The organism is Streptomyces sp. NPDC097129 (genome assembly GCF_055668065.1).
Window position 1 is genome coordinate 1 of the sequence record NZ_JBVOQE010000003.1, and the last position, 18,992, is coordinate 18,992.

Genomic DNA, 18,992 nt, shown 5'->3' on the forward strand with positions numbered 1-18,992 from the left:
CCCGCGGAGCGGGATATGCCCCGGCTTGCCGGGGCATAGAGAACGCGGCGCGCAAGCGCGCCGCGAAATTCCCGCGCAAGCGCGGGAATGGAATTCCGCAAGCGGAATTTGAAAGGGCGGGGCAATTCGCGCAAGCGCGAATTGGAGGCGACCGCGCAAGCGCGGTCGCTGGGCTGGCTGCAAGGGCAGTGCATCGCGTGCGGGACTGTGTAGGGTTTGGGATTCCTAGTCACCACCTCTCCGCCGGATGTGACGGTCTGTTGGTCTGATGGCGTGTCAGTCCCCACGCAGTGACGGGCTCCGCTGGGCTCCACCCGAACCCCTCCCTCATCTTGAAGCTGGCCCGGGCAATCCTCGCCAATACCCCGCCAGCACTGGCCCAACCGGTCGTCCGCGATGGGATTGAGTCGCGTATCACCCTGGGGAGCGACGTTGGTGGGAGTGATGCATCATGGACTGTCACTGTGTAGAGTTTGGAACTGGGCGCCACACCCTCAGCGCTGCGCGCGCCTCGCGCTGGGATTCCCTTTCTATTACGTGCCGCATTCCGCGAAAAAGGAGAGCACGGGGCATGGCCGTGACACTGCGTGACCATCAGGTCGAGGCCGTTGCCGCCATTGTGCGCGGCTTGGATGTCCCGCCGGGTGGTATTCCGTGGAATGGTCTGCGTGGGCAGGTGCACGCTGCGTGCGGCGCGGGGAAGACGATTATCGCCGCCGCGTCGGCTAAGCGGCTCGTGTCCAGGGGCCGGATTCTCGTGCTGGTGCCGACTCTGGACCTGCTGGCGCAGACGGTGAAGGCGTGGCATGAGGTGGGGCACCGGGGGCCGGCGGTTGCGGTGTGTTCGCTGCAGGACGATCCGGAGCTGTGGAGCCTGGGGGTGCGTTCCACCACGAACCCGGTGCAGTTGGCGTTGTGGCACGGGACGGGGCCGGTGACCGTGTATGCGACGTACGCGTCGCTGGGGGTGCTGGCGGAGGCGTTCGAGGGCGCCTACGGACAGCAACTGGCCCCAGTGGACCTCGCGGTGGTGGATGAGGCGCACCGGACGTCGGGGTCGATGGGTAAGGCGTGGGCGGGCGTCCACGACCAGAGCGTCATCCCGGCGTACCGGCGGCTGTACCTGACAGCCACGCCGCGGATCTGGGAGGAGCGGCTGAAGCGGGAGGTCGCCGAAGGGGTGCGCGATCCGCTGCCGCGGGAGATGGCGGCAAGCATGGACGACGAGAAGGTCTTCGGGCCCGTTCTGTACAAGCTCTCGCTGGCGTCGGCTGTGTCGCGCGGGTTGCTGGCGCGGTACCAGATCATCGTCCTGGAGCTGAAGGACCCCGTCCTGACCCCCGAGCGGCTCTATGGCGAGGACCGATACACCGAAGAGGTCCGCGGGCAGCGCCTAGGAGCCCTGCAGGCCGCGTTGCTGCACACCATGGCGCAGCACAGTCTGTCGACGTGCATCACCTTCCACCATCGGACGATGGAGGCGCAGGCGTACGCGGAGGGTCTTGAGCGTGTGGCGGCCAGGATGCACGCGGATCAGCCGGAGAGGTATCCGGCGAGGATCTGGGCGAACTGGCTGTGTGGCGAGCATGCGCCGGAGCGGCGGCGGGACGTCTTGGGTGGCTTTGGGTCCACGGCGCGGCGCGCGGTGCTTTCGAACTGCCGGGTCCTGGGCGAGGGTGTCGACATCAGAGAGGTGGACAGCGTCGCCCTGTTGGACCCCAAGGGCGCTCCGCATGACATCGTCCAGGCGATCGGCCGGGCTTTGCGCCAGAAGCCGGGAGAGGGCAAGCTTGCCTCTTTGATCGTGCCGGTATTCCTCCAGCCCGGAGAAAAGCCGGAGGACATGTTCACCTCGGGATCGTACCGGCCCTTGGTGAAGGTTCTTGAGGGTCTGCGGGCTCACGATGAAGAGGTCGTCGAACTGCTGGCGATCCCGCAAGAACCGCAGAAGGACGTGGCGCAGCCGTCCGTGAGCATTGGCGTGGCGCCCGATGAAGGCGAGGAAGAAAGCCGCCTGCTGCTTCGTTTTGCCGTTCCGCGTGACCCGGTCATGGTCGCAAACTGGGTGTCCTTCAACGTGATCGACACCGAACGCCAGGACTGGGCACGCGGGTGGGCGGCCCTCAAGAAATTCACTGAGCGCGTCGGGCACGCCCGAGTCCCCTACGGACACCGAGAGGGCGCGACTCCCCTCGGACAGTGGGTGGCAGAACAGCGACGGGCGTACGGGGCAGGGCAGATGACCGGCCGGCGCGCAGCACGGCTGGAGAAGCTCGGCATGGTGTGGTCCCTGGCGGATGAGCGGTTCCAGGAGAACCTGGAAGCCGCGAAGGCGTACTACGACCAGCACTGGTCCCTGTGTGCTCCGAGGTCGGCAGTGGCCCTGGACAGGCCGGTAGGACAGTGGTTGAGCAACCTGCGCCGCCCCGGTGCGCTGGACGGTCACCCCGAGTGGAAGAGCGCGCTGGAGACGATCGATCCGGACTGGAACCCCGCCTGGCCGGCCGGCTGGCAGCGCCACTACGCCGCACTGCGCGAGCTGGTGCGCGAGGAGAGTGACCCCTCGGTCGTCACGCCAGGCGTCACCGTGCACGGCATGGACATCGGGAAGTGGCTGGCCCGGCAGCAGACGCCGAAGGTCTGGCAGGCCCTGACCGACGGGCAGCGCGAGCGCCTGGAGCAGCTCGGCATGGTGGCGCTGGGCCCGCAGCCGCAGGAGCCCCCGGGGCCGTCCACGGCGCCCGTGGGGGCCTTCGAGCGGGGTGTTGCGGCCCTCACGCAGTACAAGACCCGCGAGGGGCACCTGCGGGTGCCCAGGGCCCATGTAGAGCAGCTGCCGGACGGAACCGAAGTCCGGCTCGGCGTGTGGATCATGAACCAGAAAGGCCGCCGCGGGAAACTCACCGCAGACAAACTCGCCACACTGGCCGCGCTGGGGGTGGAATGGGCCCTGAAAGGATAAGAAATGGGATAAGTTTATGGTTAAGGATGGGTAAGGAGTGGGGTAAGTTTGTGGTTAAAGGATTGCTAAGGATTGCCTGGAGTGAGGGTGCAGGGTCATGGCACCTGAGGAAGGAGCTGCTCGCGTCCGTCGACGCTCTGCTGAACGAGGAGCCGCACCTGCCGCCTCCGGCGGAGCGTGCCCGGCTGCGGGAGGCCGCCGGCACCACCCAGGCCCGCCTCGCCACCGCGCTGAAGACCACCACCCAGTCGGTGAAGAACTGGGAGAACGGCCGCAGCGAGCCGAAATCACCGCGCCTGGACGCATACCAGCGGCTGCTGAACGGATAGGCGGCGAAGAACCCCGCCCCCGGCACAGCCGCAGCTCCGGCAGCCTCGGTTGCCTCGGTTGCCTCGACAGCGCCCGCGGCGTCTACCGAACCGGCCGCGTCCAAAATGAAGACGGCACACGCCCCACAGGCTCCCACCGCCCCCGCCGCGGCGCCGGCACACCCCGCGCCCCGGCCCCCCGCCACATCGCGGCGCCCGGCCACGAAGCAGGCGGCGCAGCCCGCAGCCGACCCCCGCTTCCCACACGAGCCCCTCACGGTCCTGGACGGCGACGGCACCGCCTACGGCACGGACGGGATCGTGCTCGACTGCCCCGCCACCACGGTGGTGGAGCTGGTGGAGTGGACACTGCGCAAGTCCGGCCTCGGAGCACCGAAGCTCAACCACCACGGCAAAGACAGCGACCCGCTGATCGTCCCCACCGCCGCGGCCGCCGTGAAACTCGGCCTCCCCGAGCGCCTGGAAGGCCACGAGCAGCGCCGCTCCCTGCGCCTGGCCGAGGACCACCCGGTGGTCGAGCAGGTGGTGAAAGCGAAGTGGCGGCTCACCCAGCGCGGGTTCGGCCCCTGGGCAAGGATCTACCGCAAGGCCACCGGCACCCGGCGGCAGTGCGTGCAGTTGGCGGTCCTGTCCTTGGACGCCCTCGATGAGCGGGCGTGGCCGGGGGTTGCGGAGATGGAGCCGGCCGACATCGCCCGCGTCCTCGGCGTCTACGCCACCCGCGTCATCACCGCGCGGCTCGACAGCCGTATCGGGCCTTGAGCTGATGACGGCGCTGCGGCCGCCCACACGCGCGGTGCAGGACCCCACCACCGGCAACTGGGTGCCCGGCCACAATCCCGGATCGCTCGGGACGGAGCCGATGGACCCTGCCCCGCCGGAGGCCACGCCCGAGCATCCTGTGGTCGTGGACTCCGGCTGGAGCGGAGGGTTCCTGAACGAGGAGGCCTACCAGTGGGTGCGGGACGTCGACCTGCTCACCGATGAGGAGTGCACGCTGCCGTACGCGGTCGGCCTGGACCTCAACACCGCCTTCCTCGCCGCCGCCGCCCGCCTGGTCGTCGGACTGTCCGAGCCCCGAGCATTTCCACACCCCGACGTTCAACCCGAAGATCCCCGGGAGCTGGCTGGTCAACCTGTCCCACGTCGAGGTGGACCCGCGCCTGCCCTCGCCCTTCACCCCGGACGGCACCCGGCCGACAGGACCCGCCTGGTACCAGACCCACACCGTCGCCCACGCCCAGGAACTCGGCCACAACGTCCAGCCGTTGGAGGCGTACCTGCGCCGCGAGACCGGCGCATACCTGGACCCGTGGCACGACCGGTTGAAGAACGCCTACGTCGACACCCTCGCCGAGCTCGGCGTCACCCGGGACCTGGACGACCGGGCCTTCCTTGCGGCGATGGAGCGGCACAAGGACGCCGACCCCGCCCTGGCGGCCGTCCTCGCCGCCATCAAGGCCACCGTCAAAGGCGGCATCGGCAAACTGCGCGAACGCCCCCAGGGCAAGCACTACAAGGAAGTCGAACGGTGGCCGGCCCTGCAACGGCCGACCTGGCGCCCCGACATCCGCGCAGCCGTCATCTCCAAAGCCCGGGTCAACATGCACCGCAAGATGCGCAACATGGCCACGATGACGGGTCTGTACCCACTAGCCGTGCTCTCCGACTGCGTCGTCTACCCCAGCCCCGGTGATAGCCCGCTCGACTTCCTGCCCTACGCCGCCTCCGGCAAGCCCCAGCCCGGCGGCTTCCGCCTCGGGCCCACCCCAGGCCTGGCCAAGCTCGAAGGCGTCCAGACGATGTTGTGGGCGGTCGACGTCATGGAGAAGGGGTACAACCCCGCCCGCCACATCAAAGGCGGCGACGCCGTCCACGACGAAGGCGAGTAACGCCCCACCCTGTCTGTCCCGCCACTCCACGCGAAAGACCGCACCGATGACCTCCACCAGCAGCATCCGCCCTCGATGGGCACTGCCTACCCGCCCGCCGGGCCACGACCCGAGCCTGTTTGCCCGGGCGATGCGCGACATGCGCCTGACCTGGCGCGCCCGCGGTGTCCTGGCCGAACTCGCCACCGGATACACCGACGACGACCGGCCCCTGATGCACCAGCTGTCTTCGCTGACCCGCGACGAGCGGCTGGCCGCCGAAGGACGAGAGGCGTTCCGCAAGGCCGTCGCAGAGCTGCGCGCGCTGGACTACCTCGAGCCGCAGGGCGACGGCGTCGCCGAGCGCCTGGCCATGAACCTCGACGCGGCCAAAGACGCCCGCCCCGTTCACGACCCATCCCACCGCGACGACGATTACGACGGAAGCTAAGCCGTGAACGAGATCAACGATGCGATCGAGCGCGCCGACCGCGAAGCGTTCACCCGTCAGCCGCCCAAGACGCTGAAGGGCCAGATCAACTACCTGATCAAGCAGCTCAAGACGACCCGGGCTGTCGCGGCAGAACTCGGGGTCAGCCAGCGGTCGGTGGAGCGTTACCGCAAGGGCGAACGCAAGCACCCGGCCAAGGCGATCGCGGACCGGATTGACTCCGCCGTACGAGCCCGCTGGCAGCCACAGGTCCGCAAACGCCGACAGAAGCAAGCCACGACCACGCGCGGGATCACCGTGGAAACCCGGGCCCGGTTCGGCTACACCGCACCCATCGGCACCACCGACGACGGACGCTTCCGCCGCCTCACCATCCACCTCCCCCCACCTACGCCAGGCGCCTCTTCCACGCCCGCCAGGCTGGAGCCAGCGACCAACAACTACGCCAAATCATCGCCGACGGATTCAAAGACATCTCCGACACTGCGGCCGACGAGCTCCACCTCGCCGAGCAGCTCTACTTCCAAGACAACGGAAACCGCGCCACCGGACTCACCGACGTCGAAATCACCGACATCGACTACCTCGACCTCGATTACTAACCTGACGCCGGCCGCAGGCCGGCACCTGCTTGTTGAGCCGAAGCGCGACAGTTGTCACATAGGCGGGCTTGTTGTCATCAAGGTCAGCAGGTGCGGTGGTGGGAGGTGTCACGATCACTGCGCGGCGGGGTTGCTGTAGTCGTCGAGAAGGGGGCTGTGGCGTTCGGTGAGTGGGCCGACGCCGAGGTCTTCACGCATGAGCTTGCGCATCTTGGCGGCTGCTTTGCCGCGCGCCTCCCAGCGGGCGCGATCCTCTGGACTGCCGACGGCAGTGCCGTCGATGTAGCCGTCGCAGATGCGTCGCAGGCAGCGGAACACGCTGTTGGAGGCCTTGACGACGGGTTGGGGCGCGATAAGCCACATCCGTTCTGATGCGATACCTATGCCTGAATCCCGAAAGGCCTCGCGCAGCGCAAGCGCCCGCTCGTCGTCGGAGGGGTGCTCTCGCTCGGCCAAGGCTCGCAGAGTCTCACCGAGGACCTTCACGGTGGTGGTGTACTGCGTGTAGATGCCGAGCCGCAGTCGAAGGGCTTCTTTGACATCCTCGTGCTTCCATCGGTTCCGATCGGCGATGAGAGTGGCGACGATGCCGATCGCGGCCCCGGTCAGAGTGGAGAGCAGTGGCAACCAATCCATGCGTGCCAGACTGGGCCATCCCGGGACGGTAGCGCCAGGTGGCTGACCCCCGTAACCAGGGAGCGTGCGCGGTCGGAGGCGACAGCAACCCTGCTTCCCACGCTGCCAGTGCCAAGTAGCGCGCTGATCTGATGACAACTGCGGTGCCTCACGGCCACAAAGCCGCAGACCTGTGCTCGCGTGAGGTGACACCTACCCTGCTTCGGCTCATTTGTGACTGAGCACTTCAGATGGTGGCCGATGTGGCGAGCTTTGCGCGCAGGCTCGCTCCGCATCGACACAGCATCCGCACCCCCGGCCCCATGCGCACACAGTGACTCAGCGGGGGCTTTTTGCCGCTGAAGTTGGGCGGTGACCTCTAGGAGCGTGGGTCACTAAACAACTCCTGGAATGCCGCGCCTCTTGGTGGAGTGGGGCTGTCGGGCGTTGCTGTTGAAAAGGCGTGGCTGCCGGGCAGTCGTGATGCGAAAATCAGTCCGCACCTAGTGACCTGAGTCGGAGATTCGTCGTTGGTTCGGTATGAGTCGTCCGGGTCCGAAGATTCCGCCGTTGTCGGTGACCGATGCCCAGCGGGCGGTGCTGGAGGGCTGGGTGCGTCGCCGCACGACGGCTCAGGCGCTGGCCCAGCGGTCGCGGATCGTGCTGGAGTGCGCCGACGGGCACTCGATCATGGAGGTGTCGCGCCGGCTGCGGGTCACTCCGGACACGGTCCGCACCTGGCGGCGGCGTTTCCTCGAACGGGGCCTGGACGGCCTGTCCGACGAGCCGCGGCCCGGTGTCCCGCGGAAGATCACCGACGCGGACGTCGAGCGGGTCATCGTCAAGACGCTGGAGGAGAAGCCGAAGAACGCGACCCACTGGTCGACGAGGTCGATGGCTGCGGCCACGGGCATGTCGCAGTCCGCGATCTCGCGGATCTGGCGGGCGTTCGCACTGGCGCCGCACCGGTCGCAGACGTTCAAGCTGTCCACGGATCCGCTGTTCATCGACAAGGTCCGCGACGTGGTGGGCCTGTATCTCGACCCGCCGGAGAAGGCGCTGGTCCTCTGCGTGGACGAGAAGTCGCAGATCCAGGCTCTCGACCGGTCCCAGCCCGTGCTGCCGATGGTGCCCGGCGTTCCCGAACGCCGCAGTCACGACTACGTCCGCGCCGGCACCACCACCCTGTTCGCCGCACTGGAAGTCGCCACTGGCAAGGTGATCGGCTCCCTGCACCGGCGCCACCGAGCCGTCGAGTTCAAGAAGTTCCTGACGAAGCTCGACAAGGAGGTACCCGCCGACCTCGATGTCCATCTGATCCTGGACAACTACGTCACTCACAAGACGCCCGCCATCAAGCAGTGGCTGCTGGCGCACCCGCGCTTCCATCTCCACTTCACACCGACGAGTTCGTCCTGGCTGAACCTGGTGGAGCGGTGGTTCGCCGAGCTCACGCACAAGAAGCTCAAGCGAGGCGTCCACCGCTCCGTCCAAGCCCTGGAACGGGACATCCGCAGCTGGCTCGCCGACTGGAACGAACACCCCAGGCCGTTCATCTGGACGAAAACCGCCGACGAGATCCCCGACAAAGTAGCCGCCTACTGCCGACGAATCTCCGACTCAGGTCACTAGATCCACATCCGCATCTCGGAGGTCCGCATGGACGTCGCCTCGCTGCTGCCGTTGACCACGGCCCGGTTGTCGCTGCGTCTGTTCACTCCCGGCGACGCCGACGACCTGTACGCCTACCAGAGCCTGCCGAGCGTGGCGCGCTACTTGTACCGGCCGGCGCACACGCGTGAGCGCAGCGAGCAGGTTGCCGCCGAGCGCGCGGCGCAGATGGCCTGGCGCGCCGACGGGGACAAGCTGGCGCTCGCCGTCTGCCGACGCGATGAGCCCGGCATCCTTGGCGAGGTGAGCCTCGCCCTGGCTGATGCCCGCGCCGCCCAGGCCGAGATCGGCTGGACTCTCGACCCACGTCACCAGGGGCACGGCTACGCGACCGAGGCGGCCGCGGCGTTGGCCGGGTTTGCCTTCGACACGCTGGGCGTGCACCGGCTCTACGCACGGCTGGATGTGGAGAACACCGGGTCTGTGCGGGTCTGTGAGCGCCTCGGGATGCGCCGGGAGGCGCACCTGGTCGAGAACGACCTCGACGGGGATCGCTGGGGCAGCGAGTACATCTACGCCGCGCTGGCCGCGGACATTGGCGGTCAATCAGGCAGTTGAGCCCCTCGGGGTCGGCGACGCCGGCGCCCTCGAGGAACACGACCAGGTCGTGGTCGCGGTAGGCGGTTCAGAGGATCTCGTCATGTCCGTGCCTGCGCACAGTGACTCTCCGGCTGCCCGAGAGAGAGGGCCGGTGCACGACGATCGGCGCGCTGCCCACGTCTCCCAGCGTGCCCCCGGCCGGGCCGAAGGGCAGCGGCAGGCAGCTCCTCCCGTTCAACCTGCACCACGCTGGACGCCTGGCGGGCATCTGCACGCCAGGCGCTGCTGCAGGGCGGCTCGGTCGTGCTGCAGCGCACCTTCGAGCCGGGCGAGGTCCTGGCCGCGATCGAACGCGAGCACATCACCGACCTGTTGCTGCTGCCCCCGCTGTTCTACCAGCTGCTGGACCATCCCGCCCTGGCTGCCACGGACCTCTCCTCACTGCGCCGCGTCGTCTACCGCGGCTGCCCCGGCCTCCCTCAGGCGACTGCGGCAGGCGGCCGTCGCCTTCGGGCCCGTACTGCACGGGTGGTACGGGCAGATGGAGACGCTGGCGCTGACCGAGGTCAGCCCGCAGGAACACGGTGTGACCGGCCGCGACGGGCAGATCACGGTCGGCCGCCCGATGCCCGGCGTCCAGATCACTATCCGCGACGAAAGCGGTCGCGAGCTGCCACCGGGCCACAACGGCGAGGTCTGCGCCCGCACCCCAGGCGTCATGCGCGGCTACTGGAAGCAGCCCGAGGACACCGCCGAGGTGCTGCGCGACGGCTGGGTGCACACCGGAGACGTCGGCTACCTCGACGCCGACGGCTGCCTCTTCCTGATCGACCGCCGCAAAGAAATGATCATCACGCCGGGCGGGCATGTCTACCCCAGCGAAGTGGAGAACTGCTGCTGGCCCACCCCGCCGTCGCCCACTGCGCAGTCTTCGCCGTACGCGATGGGGACGCCACCGAACACGTCCACGCCGCCGTGGTCCCCACCCCCGGCCACACGGCCCCCGACCTGTCCGAGCTGCGTTCCTTCGTCACCGACCACAACGGCTGCATCTATGCCCCGGACGCGGTGCACCTCCTGCCCGCGATCCCGCTCACCTCTGCCGGAAAACCCGACAAAGCGCAGCTGCGGAACCTCCTTGCCACCGAATCGGACTCCCGGACGTAGCCACGCGACCATCGGCAAGCACATTGCCACCGCCACCGTGCCAGGTCACGGAGCCCCTGCCGCGGCCCCTTCCGGCCCCGCTCATAACCTTCCCGGCGCCCTCGGCGGGCCAACGCGGGCCGGCCTTGCACTGGGTCCGCCTGAGCAGAGGAGGCGGGGGGGGGGACAACTGCACAGTGAGCCTCCGGGCGTAACTGGGAGCGCGGGCGGCTGTTTGGCTAACCCCGAGCGGCGGCTCGGGCACACCACGCGCTGCGCAGGCCAGTGACTCGCCCTACACAGGAAATCGCTGGTGGCGGGCTGTCTCAGGGATCGTTGCGGTCACTCGAACGGAGTAATCCACCAAGAGGCCGTCACCTTCACGGGTGATGGTGGAGGAGACCAATTGCCGGCCGGAAGCGTCATCAAAGCCCTGCTCGCAGCCGACAAGATCGATCGGCTGGCCCTCACCGTCTTTCCCATGCTTCTCGGCGGCGGCCCGCGCCTCTTCGTCGACGGCCTGCCCACCAGCAAGTGGACACTCGTCAGCCAGACCGAAGGCAAGGACGGCACGCTTGCGCTGGTTCTACGACCGCCTCCGCTGAACCGAGCCCGACAAGCCCTCGCCCCTCGGCCCCCCGTCTCCGGGCCCGCTTGCCCGCGCACGACAACTGCCGGAGGGCGACGCCTGTTGTCGGACGCCGCCCCCGCGCGTGCTCGCGTCGGTCAGTTCGTCAGCGACAGGAGGGGGAACGCGTCGAGGCCGGGGTGGTGCCGGGTCAGCAGGTCGCGGGCGTGTTCGGTCAGACGCCAGTCGTAGCCCAGGGACTCCACGGCGCAGCGGACGCTCGCGTACCGGGCGCCGGGGTGGCCGACGCGCTGGAGGCGGAGCCAGGCGTCCAGTTCGCCCAGGAAGGTTTCGTCGTTGATGACGTCGCGTGCGCCGGTGCGGCGGACGGCCCGGCCGCGCTCGCGTTCGTACTCGCTGAATCCGCACAGCTTCATGCTGACGGTTTCCGCGTCGGCCAGGGTGTCGGGGCGGGTGTCCAGCAGGCCCTGGGCGAGGCGGTTGTGGGCGAGGGCCTGGACGAGTGGCAGGTCCCAGACGCGGCCGCTGTGGTCGGTGAGCGGGATCGGGCCGGCGTCCTGCCGTGTGAGGCAGGGGCCGCGCAGCCCGGTGGCGGCTGCGGTGATGAGGGCGCTGGCCTCGGACGGGTGCCAGCGGAAGACGTCCGCCGCCCAGGCAGGGAGGTCGGGGTTCAGCGCGGTGCCGTTGCCGGTGAGGCGGGTGAGCAGGGTCGCTTCGGGTATCTCTCCGTCGAGGCCGGGTCCGGCGACGTGGACGGTGGTGCCGATCCCCGTCAGGTGGCAGGCCGCGAGCGCGAGCGCGTCGAGCAGGGGGCTGGCGAGGGTGGGTTCGTCGCCGTGGGCGAGGATGTCGCCGCCCACGTCGACAACGACGATGTGGTCGACGCCGAGTGCGCGGGCGGTTCGCCCGATCTGGTCGGCGAGGCCTTCGACGCCGGCGTAGGGGTCGAGGAGCGCGAGCCTGGTCGGCAGGTGACCCGCGAGTCGCGGCAGGGTGGATCCGCGCGGTGCGACGGGTTCGGTGCCGGCGGTGATGAGCGGCACCGGCAGGGTGTCGTGGTCGAGGCCGGCGAAGTCGTGCGGGGCTGCGGGGCCCGGAACCGGGTCCACGCCGAGGCGCTCCCAGCCGTACGTGAGGACGACGGCGTCGGGCCCACCGCCCAGACCGGCGTGGATCAGGGCGGCGCCGACCGGGTCACCGCCACCACCGGCCGCGAGGAGCAGTTCGGTCACGAAGCGGCCTGCGCGGTGCGGATGCCCGAGATGCCTATCGGGGTACCCATGTGCTTGCGGGCTCGCTTGTTCTGTTCGTGCAGACGCTCGTAGTACTCGCGGTCAAGCTTGACGACGGTGTCGGAGAAGAACATCCAGGACAGGATGTCGCGGTACTTGAAGCCGTCGGGAGTGAGCTGGACGCGGCGGCCGAAGCGGCGGAGGAGTCCGGTCTCCTCGGCGGCGTCCAGGATCGGCTCGAACAGATGGGCCTTGTCCTGGTAGCCGAAGCGGTCCAGTTCGCTGAGGTCCAGGTCGAAGGTGTCCAGGACGAGGCGCTTGCGGATGATCTCCTCGTCGTCGAGGGCGAAGCCGGTGACGGGCTGCAGCGCGTGGGCGTTGGCCTTGGTGATGTAGTCGGCGACTTCGGACATGGACGGTTTGACGGAGCCCACCATGTAGTCGAGGACGCCCGTGTAGGAGCGGGCGCCGACGCCGAGTCCGAGCAGGGGCACACCGTGGAAGGTCAGCACCTTCTGCTTGTAGCCGCCGCGGCCGAGCCTCTTGTAGCGGACGGAGCCTTCCTGGACGTAGCCGTGGCCGGTGAAGACCTGACGGGCGTAGTCGTAGCGCTCGTACAGGTTCGGCGACTGCGCGTACTGGTAGGAGCCGGTCTTGGAGAACCAGGCATCGGGTCGCACGGTGAGGAAGTACGTGCTGATCGTGGACGGGTTGAGTTTCGCGAGTTCGTCGACGGACGTCCGCCAGGTCTCGTCGGTCTGACCGGCGAAGCCCATGATGAGGTCGGTCGACAGGTCCGGCAGACCCTTGTCGTGGGCGATCTCGATGGCCTTGCGGATGACCTGCTCGCCCGCCTGGCCGCGGCCGGCCTCACGGATCTCCTTCGGCACGAGGGACTGGATCCCGATGTTGGCGCGGGTCAGACCCAGTTGCAACAGTCCTTCGAGGGTGGCGGGCTCGTTGACGATCGAGTCCGGTGTGGCCTCGATGGCCACTTCCTCCACGGTGGAGCGCCAGTTGGGGTACACCTCGTCCAGCGTGCTGAACAACTGCTCGAAGTGGCGCAGAGACAGCAGGCTGGGGGTTCCGCCGCCGATGTAGACGGTGCGCAGCCGGCGGGCGCGGATGATGTCGGCGTGGTCGCGCAGTTGGGTGCACAGCGCGTCCATGTACGCCGTGTAGACGTCCGTGTCCTCGCTGATGATGGTGTACAGGTTGCAGAAGCCGCACTTGTAACGACAGAACGGCACGTGCAGGTACAGGTTGAGCTCGGGCACCTGATACAGGCTCAGGTCCTGCTTCCAGGCGTCCTCGACGGTCCAGGAACCGTCGAGGGGCCGGTAGGTGGAGCGCGAGGGGTAGGAGTAGTTGTACGGCGGGATGACGCCCTGACGGATGTAGTCGGTGATCTGTGCGGCGTAGCCGGTCACGCGGAGTTGCCCCTCTCGTGCGGGTATGACGGGTGGGTCGTCCGAGAGTCAATCCGCGAATCGCTGCAGGGACCCAGGCCCGGTACCGACGAAACCCCGTCCGGCTGAAAGCGCTCTTCGCTGTGCGATGGTCCGAACTTCCGCGGAAGGGTCCCGTCCGCACCGGCGGGTCTTTAGGATCACGGCCGCGGCCGAACCACTGGAGCTTCCTCCAACCGTTGTCGTGAAATCGCCCTTCTGCTCTGGTTGTTACGTTCATGGCACTGGCCCTGCGGCAGCGTGTCTACTGCGCGGCGTGAAGAGGATCCTGCTGATCGAAGCGCTCGCAAACTCCGGTCCCTATGTGCTGGACGCCGTCCGTTCACTCGGCGCGCACGTCTTCGTCGCCACCCACGAAGACGTCTACGGGAGTTACCCCGCCGCTCTGCGAGACAAGATCCACGGCACGGTGTTCACCGACCTCACCGACCCGGACCGGGCGCTGGCCGACCTGACCGCGTTCGCCGAGGCGACGGGAATCGACGCGGTGGCCGGCTGCTGGGAGTTCTTCACCCCGCTCGTCGCCCACGTGGCCCGGCGCCTGGGGCTGCCCGGCAACGACCCCGGGCTCGCCCAGGCGTGCCGGAACAAGGCGGAGATGGCCCAGGCGTTCACTGCGGGCCAGGTACCGGCGCCCCGAACGGTCATCGTGGATACGGCCGGGCAGGCTGCACATGCCCTCGCTCGGGCCGGCATCGGATTCCCGGTCGTCGTCAAACCCTCCGAGCAGGGCGGTTCCTGGGGTGTCAGCGTGGTCGAGAGTCCCGAACGACTCGACAGCGCCGTACAGCATGCCCAGTCCTGGCCGATCGCCGCCCCGCACGGCCTGCCCATGGATCAGCGTGTCGTCGTCCAGGAATACGTCGGCGGGCCCGAGTTCAGCCTGGACACCGTGGTCTGGCGCGACGAGTACTTCCACCTGCCCCTGGTCGAGAAGCACACGACCGGCGGCTCCTACCGCGCCGAGACCGGACACACGTGCCCCGCCACTGTGCGGCACGGAGACCTCGTGGCGGTGCGGACAGCGGCCGAACGAGCCCTGAAAGCACTCGGTATCCGCAACGGCGTCGCCCACACCGAGGTCAAGATCTCACCCGAGGCGGGCCCCGTCGTCATCGAGGTGGGCGCCCGCCTCCCCGGTGACCACCTGGTGGAGGTCGTACGCCGAGCCTCCGGCATCGACGAGGCCCGGGCCTATCTGCAGGCCGTTCTCGACGAAAAGCCGGACGTCCCCGCGCCCCGTGAGGGGGCGTGCGCGATCCGGTTCCTCACTCCCCCACGCGCGGGCACCTTCCGCGGGGTGACCATCACCGGCCGGCACGACGGCCTGGTCGACCAGCACCTGACCACCGCTCCCGGCGCCGCCGTCGGCAGCGCCCACGACAACTCGGCCCGCATCGGACACCTGGTGTTCACCGCCCCCACTCCCGGGCAGGTCAACGCCGACGCCGCTCGCGTACTCGCCCACACCCGCGTAGAAGTGAGCTGACATGCTGCGCATCGCCTTCCTCCGGTCCGCCGACATCCGGCGCGCCGACCCGTACATCCACGGCGTCGCCCCCGTCCTGGCCCAACTCGGCGCCGAGGCACGTCTCTTCCACACCAACCGCCAAGACTGCGGCCCCGATCTGTTCCCGGGCACGAGCGAGCGGCTCGCCCCTGCCGCGACCCCGGACGACTTCGTCGAGCGGGTGCGCGCCTGGGGCGCCGACGCCGCCGTGGCGATCTCCCTGCCCGACGAGAACGCCCTGCGTGACGCCGTCGTCAAGACCAAGCTCGAAGCCCTCGGCGTCCGCACCGTCATGACACCTCTCGCCGCCACGCGAGTCCTGTGCGACAAGTGGGAGACCAAGCGGGTCCTGCACGCACACGGCCTCAGCACCCCGCCCGCCGTCCTGGTGGACAGCGACCTCCTCAACAACCGGGCGCTGCCCGTCCCGGCCTATCCGGACGCCGTCCGCCTCGCCGCCGAGAGCCTCGGCTATCCCCTCATGGCGAAGCCGCTGTGGGACTCCACCAGCATGGGCATAGAGTTTCTGCCCGATCCCGCCGCCATCGACAGCTACCTGGCCGCCCCGCCGAGGGCGCACGCAGTCCTCGAGAAGTGCGTCGGCGGGCGGCTCTGCTCCGTCGACATCGTCGGCGCCGGAGGCCACTACACCGTCATGCCGCTCATCTGGACCGGCACCGCGGGAGGCCCTCCCTCATTCACCTTCGACGACCTGCGGTACGTCCAACCCACCCAGAACGACGACTTCAGGCCCACCGCGCAGCGCCTGGTGGAGCTGTGCGCGGCACTCGGCGTCGAGGGGTCCGTCAACGTCGACATGATCTACGCCGACGGCGTCTACCACGTCCTGGAGATCAACCCCAGGATCGGCGGCGCCACCACGCTGTCCATCGCCGGCAGCGGACTCAACACCTTCGTCGCTCTCCTCGACATCCTGCGCGGCGCATGGCCGACTCGCGCCGACGCTCCGGCCGAGCGATTCGCGATCGAGTGCCTCACGGCGAACCCGACGCCCGCGCTGCTCGCCGAACTCCGCGCCTGTGTCGACCTCGTCACCTGCCACGACCTCGTCATCGACGGGCACGACCACGGCGGCATCCTCACCTTCACCGTGGAACCCGGCGACGAGCAGCGCGCGGTGAAGAATCTCAGCGAGCTGTGCGCGCGGACTGGCTTCATCGCGGAGCCCATGCTCGACAAGATCCGCCGCCTCCTGACCCCCGCGTTCCAGTGAGCGTCCCCACCGGCAGGCGATCGGCACGACGTCGACGTGACGGCCGACGGCGCGACGCACTGCACGGCGCCCTGCCCGGCGATGGCCCTCGCCGCGGGCTGCGGGCGCGGGCAGGACTGCCCGTGCTCACCGGAGCGGGCCGCTTCGTGGCCGCGCACGCGGTCGACAGCCTCGGCACCGGGCTCATGTTCGCCTTCACCGTCGTCTACCTCATCCACGCCACCCGCCTCTCCCTCGCGGAGATCGGAGCGGCGCTCACGGTGGGCAACCTTCTCGCGCTGCCCACTCCCGCACTCGGCGGCGTCCTGCTGGACCGCTTCGGTGCGAAAGCCGTCGTCTCGGTCGCCAACCTCGTCTCCGCCGCCGGGTTCGCGGTGTTCCTCGTGGTCGGCTCCGCGTGGCGGATCAGCCTCGCCTACCTCGTCGTCCAGGCCGGTATCAACCTGTACTGGACGGCCGCCCGCAACCTGGTCCCCCTGGCCTGCGTGCCGGGCGAGGAGCGGTTGTGGTTCGGGTTCATCTCGTCTCTGCGCAATCTCGGCATCGGTGCCGGCGCCGCCGTTTCCGCAGTCGCCCTGGCTGTGTTCGGACCGGACAGCCTGTACGTGCTCATCGCCGCGAACGGCGGCACGTTCGTGTGCGCGGCGCTGCTGTTCCTCACCTGGAAGCCGGTCCGAGGCCACCACCCGCCCGGCTCGCAGAAGGACGGTGACCAGCCGGCCCGACGGGGAAGCTGGGGCTCCGTCCTGCGGGACGGCCGCTATCTCCTGCTCGTCACGGCCAACCTGGCCTTCGTCCTCGCGCAGATGGTGCCGCCGGTCCTGCTCGCCGTGTACGTCACCGACACCCTGCACGCCGGCACGTGGATTCCCGGCGTCCTCCTGGTCGTCAACACCGCCGCCGTCGCCGTCCTCACCCCCGTCGTCACCAGCCGATCGGCCCGTCACCGTCCACAGCGTGCGATCGCGGGCGGGTTCCTCGTCGCCTCTGCCTCCTTCGCCCTCTTCGCCGCGCCGCTCGCCTTGACGGGCGCGCCCGGCTGGGCCGTGGCCACAGTTCTGATGGCGGCGATGCTGCTGTTCACCCTGTCGGAGATCCTCAGTTCTCCCGCGCTCAACGAACTCTCCGTGGCCCTGGCCCCGGCCGAGGCCAACGGGCGTCACCAGGCCGCCTTCCAGCTGTCCTGGTCCATCGGCGGCGCCACGGCACCCGTCGTCCTCACCACGCTCCTGAGCCGGCAGCCCGCCCTGCCCTGGCTGCTCCTCGCCTCCCTCAGCGTGCTCGCCGTCCCCGCAGCCCACGCCCTCGCCCCACCCGACCGGGAGGAACCTCTGCCGTGATCCTCACTCACGTACACGACATCACGGACGTTCCCGCCGACCGGTGGGACGCCCTGACCGCACAGGCGGAGTTCTACCTCTCCCACCAGTGGCTCGCGGCCCAGCAGCACGATCCCACCGCCGAGGTCCGCTACGCACTGGTCCACGACGACGACTGTCTGATCGCCGCCACACCGCTGTACCTGGTCGACGCCGAACCCAATGCCCTGTACCGCGTACACGAGCTCCTCCCCGACCGCACGCCGGCCAGGACCGTGCTCGCGGGAGCCCGCCGCGGCTATCTCAACGCCCCCCTCCTCCATCCCCGCCTCACGCCCGACCGGCGGCGCGAGGCGCTGAAACTGCTCGTCGCGGCCGCGGGAAATCTCGCCACGGCCCACGACGCACAGCCCTGGTGGCTGTACGTCACCGACGCGGCGGCCTCCGAACTGGCCGACGCCTGCGGCACCAAGCCCACGCAGCTCGGCCAGGACGCGCACATCTCTCTGCCCGGCAGCACCTTCGACGACTACCTGTCCGGCCTGCCTTCCAAGCGTCGCGTGACCATCCGCCGCGAGCGCCGGGCATTCGCCGAAGCCGGCTACGAGTTGCGCACCCTGCGTCTCTCCGAGTGCGCCGACGCCGCCGGCGCACTGCTCGCCCAGCTGCAGGAGCGCCACGGCCACCCGGCCGCACCCGACGACATGGCCCGGCTGCTGCGCGAACAGGCCGACGGCATGGCCGACAGCGGGACGGTCTGCGCCGCATATGCGGAAGGGCGCATGGTGGCCTTCAGCCTCTTCTACCGCCATGCCGGCACCAACTGGCTCCGCGCCACCGGCTACGACTACGCGCGACTGCGAGGCGCCCACGAGTACTTCAACCTCGTCTACTACCTCCCCATCGAGGACGCCTACGCCCACGGCGCCACCGCCCTCCACCTCGGCATGGAGTCCCTCCGCGCCAAAACCCTCAGGGGAGCGGTCACTTCTCCGCTCTGGGCGATCGAGGGTGCATGAGCGAGCGGTCGATCCGACACGCTCCCTCCTCCGCTACCGACCGAGGCGGGACAGCCGGCGGGCCAGGATCCGGCCACGGGGGATGACGGTGGACCACGCCACCGTCCAGCCAGGCGGTTGCCCGGCGGGCTTCCGTGGTCGTGGACGGTCAGTACGCGCATGACCGGCTGGCGCACGCACCTGGCTCCCCACATCGGGCCGCCTTGCAGTCGATCACCTGGGGAACCGGGAGGCGCTCTAGCGGCGGACGGACCGCCGAGATCAGTCCGCCGGGCCGCTCCTCGCGCTGCGGCGGGTGCTGATCGGGCGGCCGTAGGCGGTAGCGCATCCGCGCAGGGTGTGGCAGCCGGCCTCCCAGCCGTGCCCGGCCAGCCAGCCCACCGGGTCGTCGGGCGTCTCGCACAGTGCGAGGGAGAGCAGGTTGTGGGCGGCG

Annotated in this window: 13 protein-coding genes and 4 pseudogenes; 13 read left to right on the forward strand and 4 right to left on the reverse strand. The window is 69.2% G+C overall.

Going from position 1 to position 18,992, the window contains the following annotated elements:
- The first annotated feature begins 571 nt into the window (after positions 1-571).
- The 4 genes and pseudogenes from AC0B9F_RS10610 (at position 572) to tpg (ending at position 6,215) form a co-directional block, all read left to right on the forward strand.
- Positions 572-2,962 carry a helicase associated domain-containing protein gene (locus AC0B9F_RS10610; protein WP_472000935.1) on the forward strand — a complete coding sequence of 797 codons (2,391 nt, stop codon included), beginning with the start codon at positions 572-574 and terminating at the stop codon, positions 2,960-2,962.
- Between the two features lie 104 nt (positions 2,963-3,066).
- Positions 3,067-5,183: pseudogene (gene tap, locus AC0B9F_RS10615) on the forward strand (telomere-associated protein Tap).
- Positions 5,184-5,229: 46 nt separating this feature from the next.
- Positions 5,230-5,613 (forward strand): hypothetical protein, encoded by a 384-nt coding sequence (locus AC0B9F_RS10620; protein WP_472000937.1) that lies wholly within the window; start codon positions 5,230-5,232, stop codon positions 5,611-5,613.
- Between the two features lie 3 nt (positions 5,614-5,616).
- Positions 5,617-6,215, forward strand: a pseudogene (gene tpg / locus AC0B9F_RS10625) (telomere-protecting terminal protein Tpg).
- Positions 6,216-6,329: 114 nt separating this feature from the next.
- Here tpg and AC0B9F_RS10630 read toward each other — a convergent pair.
- On the reverse strand, positions 6,330-6,851 hold the full coding sequence (locus AC0B9F_RS10630; protein WP_472000938.1) for a hypothetical protein: 522 nt from the start codon (positions 6,849-6,851) through the stop codon (positions 6,330-6,332).
- 519 nt (positions 6,852-7,370) lie between these two features.
- Between AC0B9F_RS10630 and AC0B9F_RS10635 the strand changes: the two genes are divergently transcribed.
- The 5 genes and pseudogenes from AC0B9F_RS10635 to AC0B9F_RS10655 all read left to right on the forward strand — a co-directional run bounded on the left by AC0B9F_RS10635 (position 7,371) and on the right by AC0B9F_RS10655 (position 11,007).
- Positions 7,371-8,462, forward strand: coding sequence for an IS630 family transposase (locus AC0B9F_RS10635; RefSeq protein WP_472000940.1), 1,092 nt, complete (start codon positions 7,371-7,373; stop codon positions 8,460-8,462).
- A gap of 27 nt (positions 8,463-8,489) precedes the next feature.
- A complete protein-coding gene (locus tag AC0B9F_RS10640) occupies positions 8,490-9,059 on the forward strand; it encodes a GNAT family N-acetyltransferase (protein ID WP_472000943.1) in 570 nt (189 codons plus the stop codon).
- 82 nt (positions 9,060-9,141) lie between these two features.
- A pseudogene (locus tag AC0B9F_RS10645) lies at positions 9,142-9,714 on the forward strand (hypothetical protein); the annotation flags it as partial.
- Positions 9,715-9,938: 224 nt separating this feature from the next.
- Positions 9,939-10,208, forward strand: a complete 270-nt coding sequence (locus tag AC0B9F_RS10650) for an AMP-binding enzyme (protein ID WP_472002103.1) — start codon at positions 9,939-9,941, stop codon at positions 10,206-10,208.
- A gap of 292 nt (positions 10,209-10,500) precedes the next feature.
- Positions 10,501-11,007: a dihydrofolate reductase family protein gene (locus tag AC0B9F_RS10655; RefSeq protein WP_472000946.1), complete on the forward strand. Its 507-nt coding sequence runs from the start codon at positions 10,501-10,503 to the stop codon at positions 11,005-11,007.
- On the opposite strand, the gene AC0B9F_RS10660 is transcribed toward AC0B9F_RS10655, so the two are convergent.
- Together AC0B9F_RS10660 and AC0B9F_RS10665 are read right to left on the reverse strand one after the other, a co-directional pair.
- Positions 10,914-12,008: a DUF1152 domain-containing protein gene (locus AC0B9F_RS10660; RefSeq protein ID WP_472000948.1), complete on the reverse strand. Its 1,095-nt coding sequence runs from the start codon at positions 12,006-12,008 to the stop codon at positions 10,914-10,916. The two genes, AC0B9F_RS10655 and AC0B9F_RS10660, sit on opposite strands and share 94 nt — an antisense overlap.
- Positions 12,005-13,438, reverse strand: a complete 1,434-nt coding sequence (locus tag AC0B9F_RS10665) for a coproporphyrinogen-III oxidase family protein (protein ID WP_472000950.1) — start codon at positions 13,436-13,438, stop codon at positions 12,005-12,007. The genes AC0B9F_RS10660 and AC0B9F_RS10665 overlap by 4 nt, the downstream gene beginning before the upstream one ends.
- 295 nt (positions 13,439-13,733) lie before the next feature.
- Here AC0B9F_RS10665 and AC0B9F_RS10670 point away from each other — a divergent pair, with 295 nt between their 5' ends.
- From AC0B9F_RS10670 to AC0B9F_RS10685, 4 genes are all read left to right on the forward strand, one after another.
- Positions 13,734-14,966 (forward strand): ATP-grasp domain-containing protein, encoded by a 1,233-nt coding sequence (locus AC0B9F_RS10670; protein ID WP_472000952.1) that lies wholly within the window; start codon positions 13,734-13,736, stop codon positions 14,964-14,966.
- A 1-nt stretch (position 14,967) separates the two neighbouring features.
- Positions 14,968-16,221 (forward strand): ATP-grasp domain-containing protein, encoded by a 1,254-nt coding sequence (locus AC0B9F_RS10675; RefSeq protein ID WP_472000954.1) that lies wholly within the window; start codon positions 14,968-14,970, stop codon positions 16,219-16,221.
- Positions 16,222-16,343: 122 nt separating this feature from the next.
- Entirely contained in the window at positions 16,344-17,561 is a 1,218-nt protein-coding gene (locus AC0B9F_RS10680; RefSeq protein WP_472000956.1) for an MFS transporter, read from the forward strand.
- Positions 17,558-18,559 (forward strand): GNAT family N-acetyltransferase, encoded by a 1,002-nt coding sequence (locus AC0B9F_RS10685; RefSeq protein ID WP_472000958.1) that lies wholly within the window; start codon positions 17,558-17,560, stop codon positions 18,557-18,559. The genes AC0B9F_RS10680 and AC0B9F_RS10685 overlap by 4 nt, the downstream gene beginning before the upstream one ends.
- Positions 18,560-18,806: 247 nt before the next feature.
- Here the strand turns inward: AC0B9F_RS10685 and AC0B9F_RS10690 are convergent.
- A pseudogene (locus tag AC0B9F_RS10690) lies at positions 18,807-18,958 on the reverse strand (SAM-dependent methyltransferase); the annotation flags it as partial.
- Positions 18,959-18,992 lie beyond the last annotated feature (34 nt).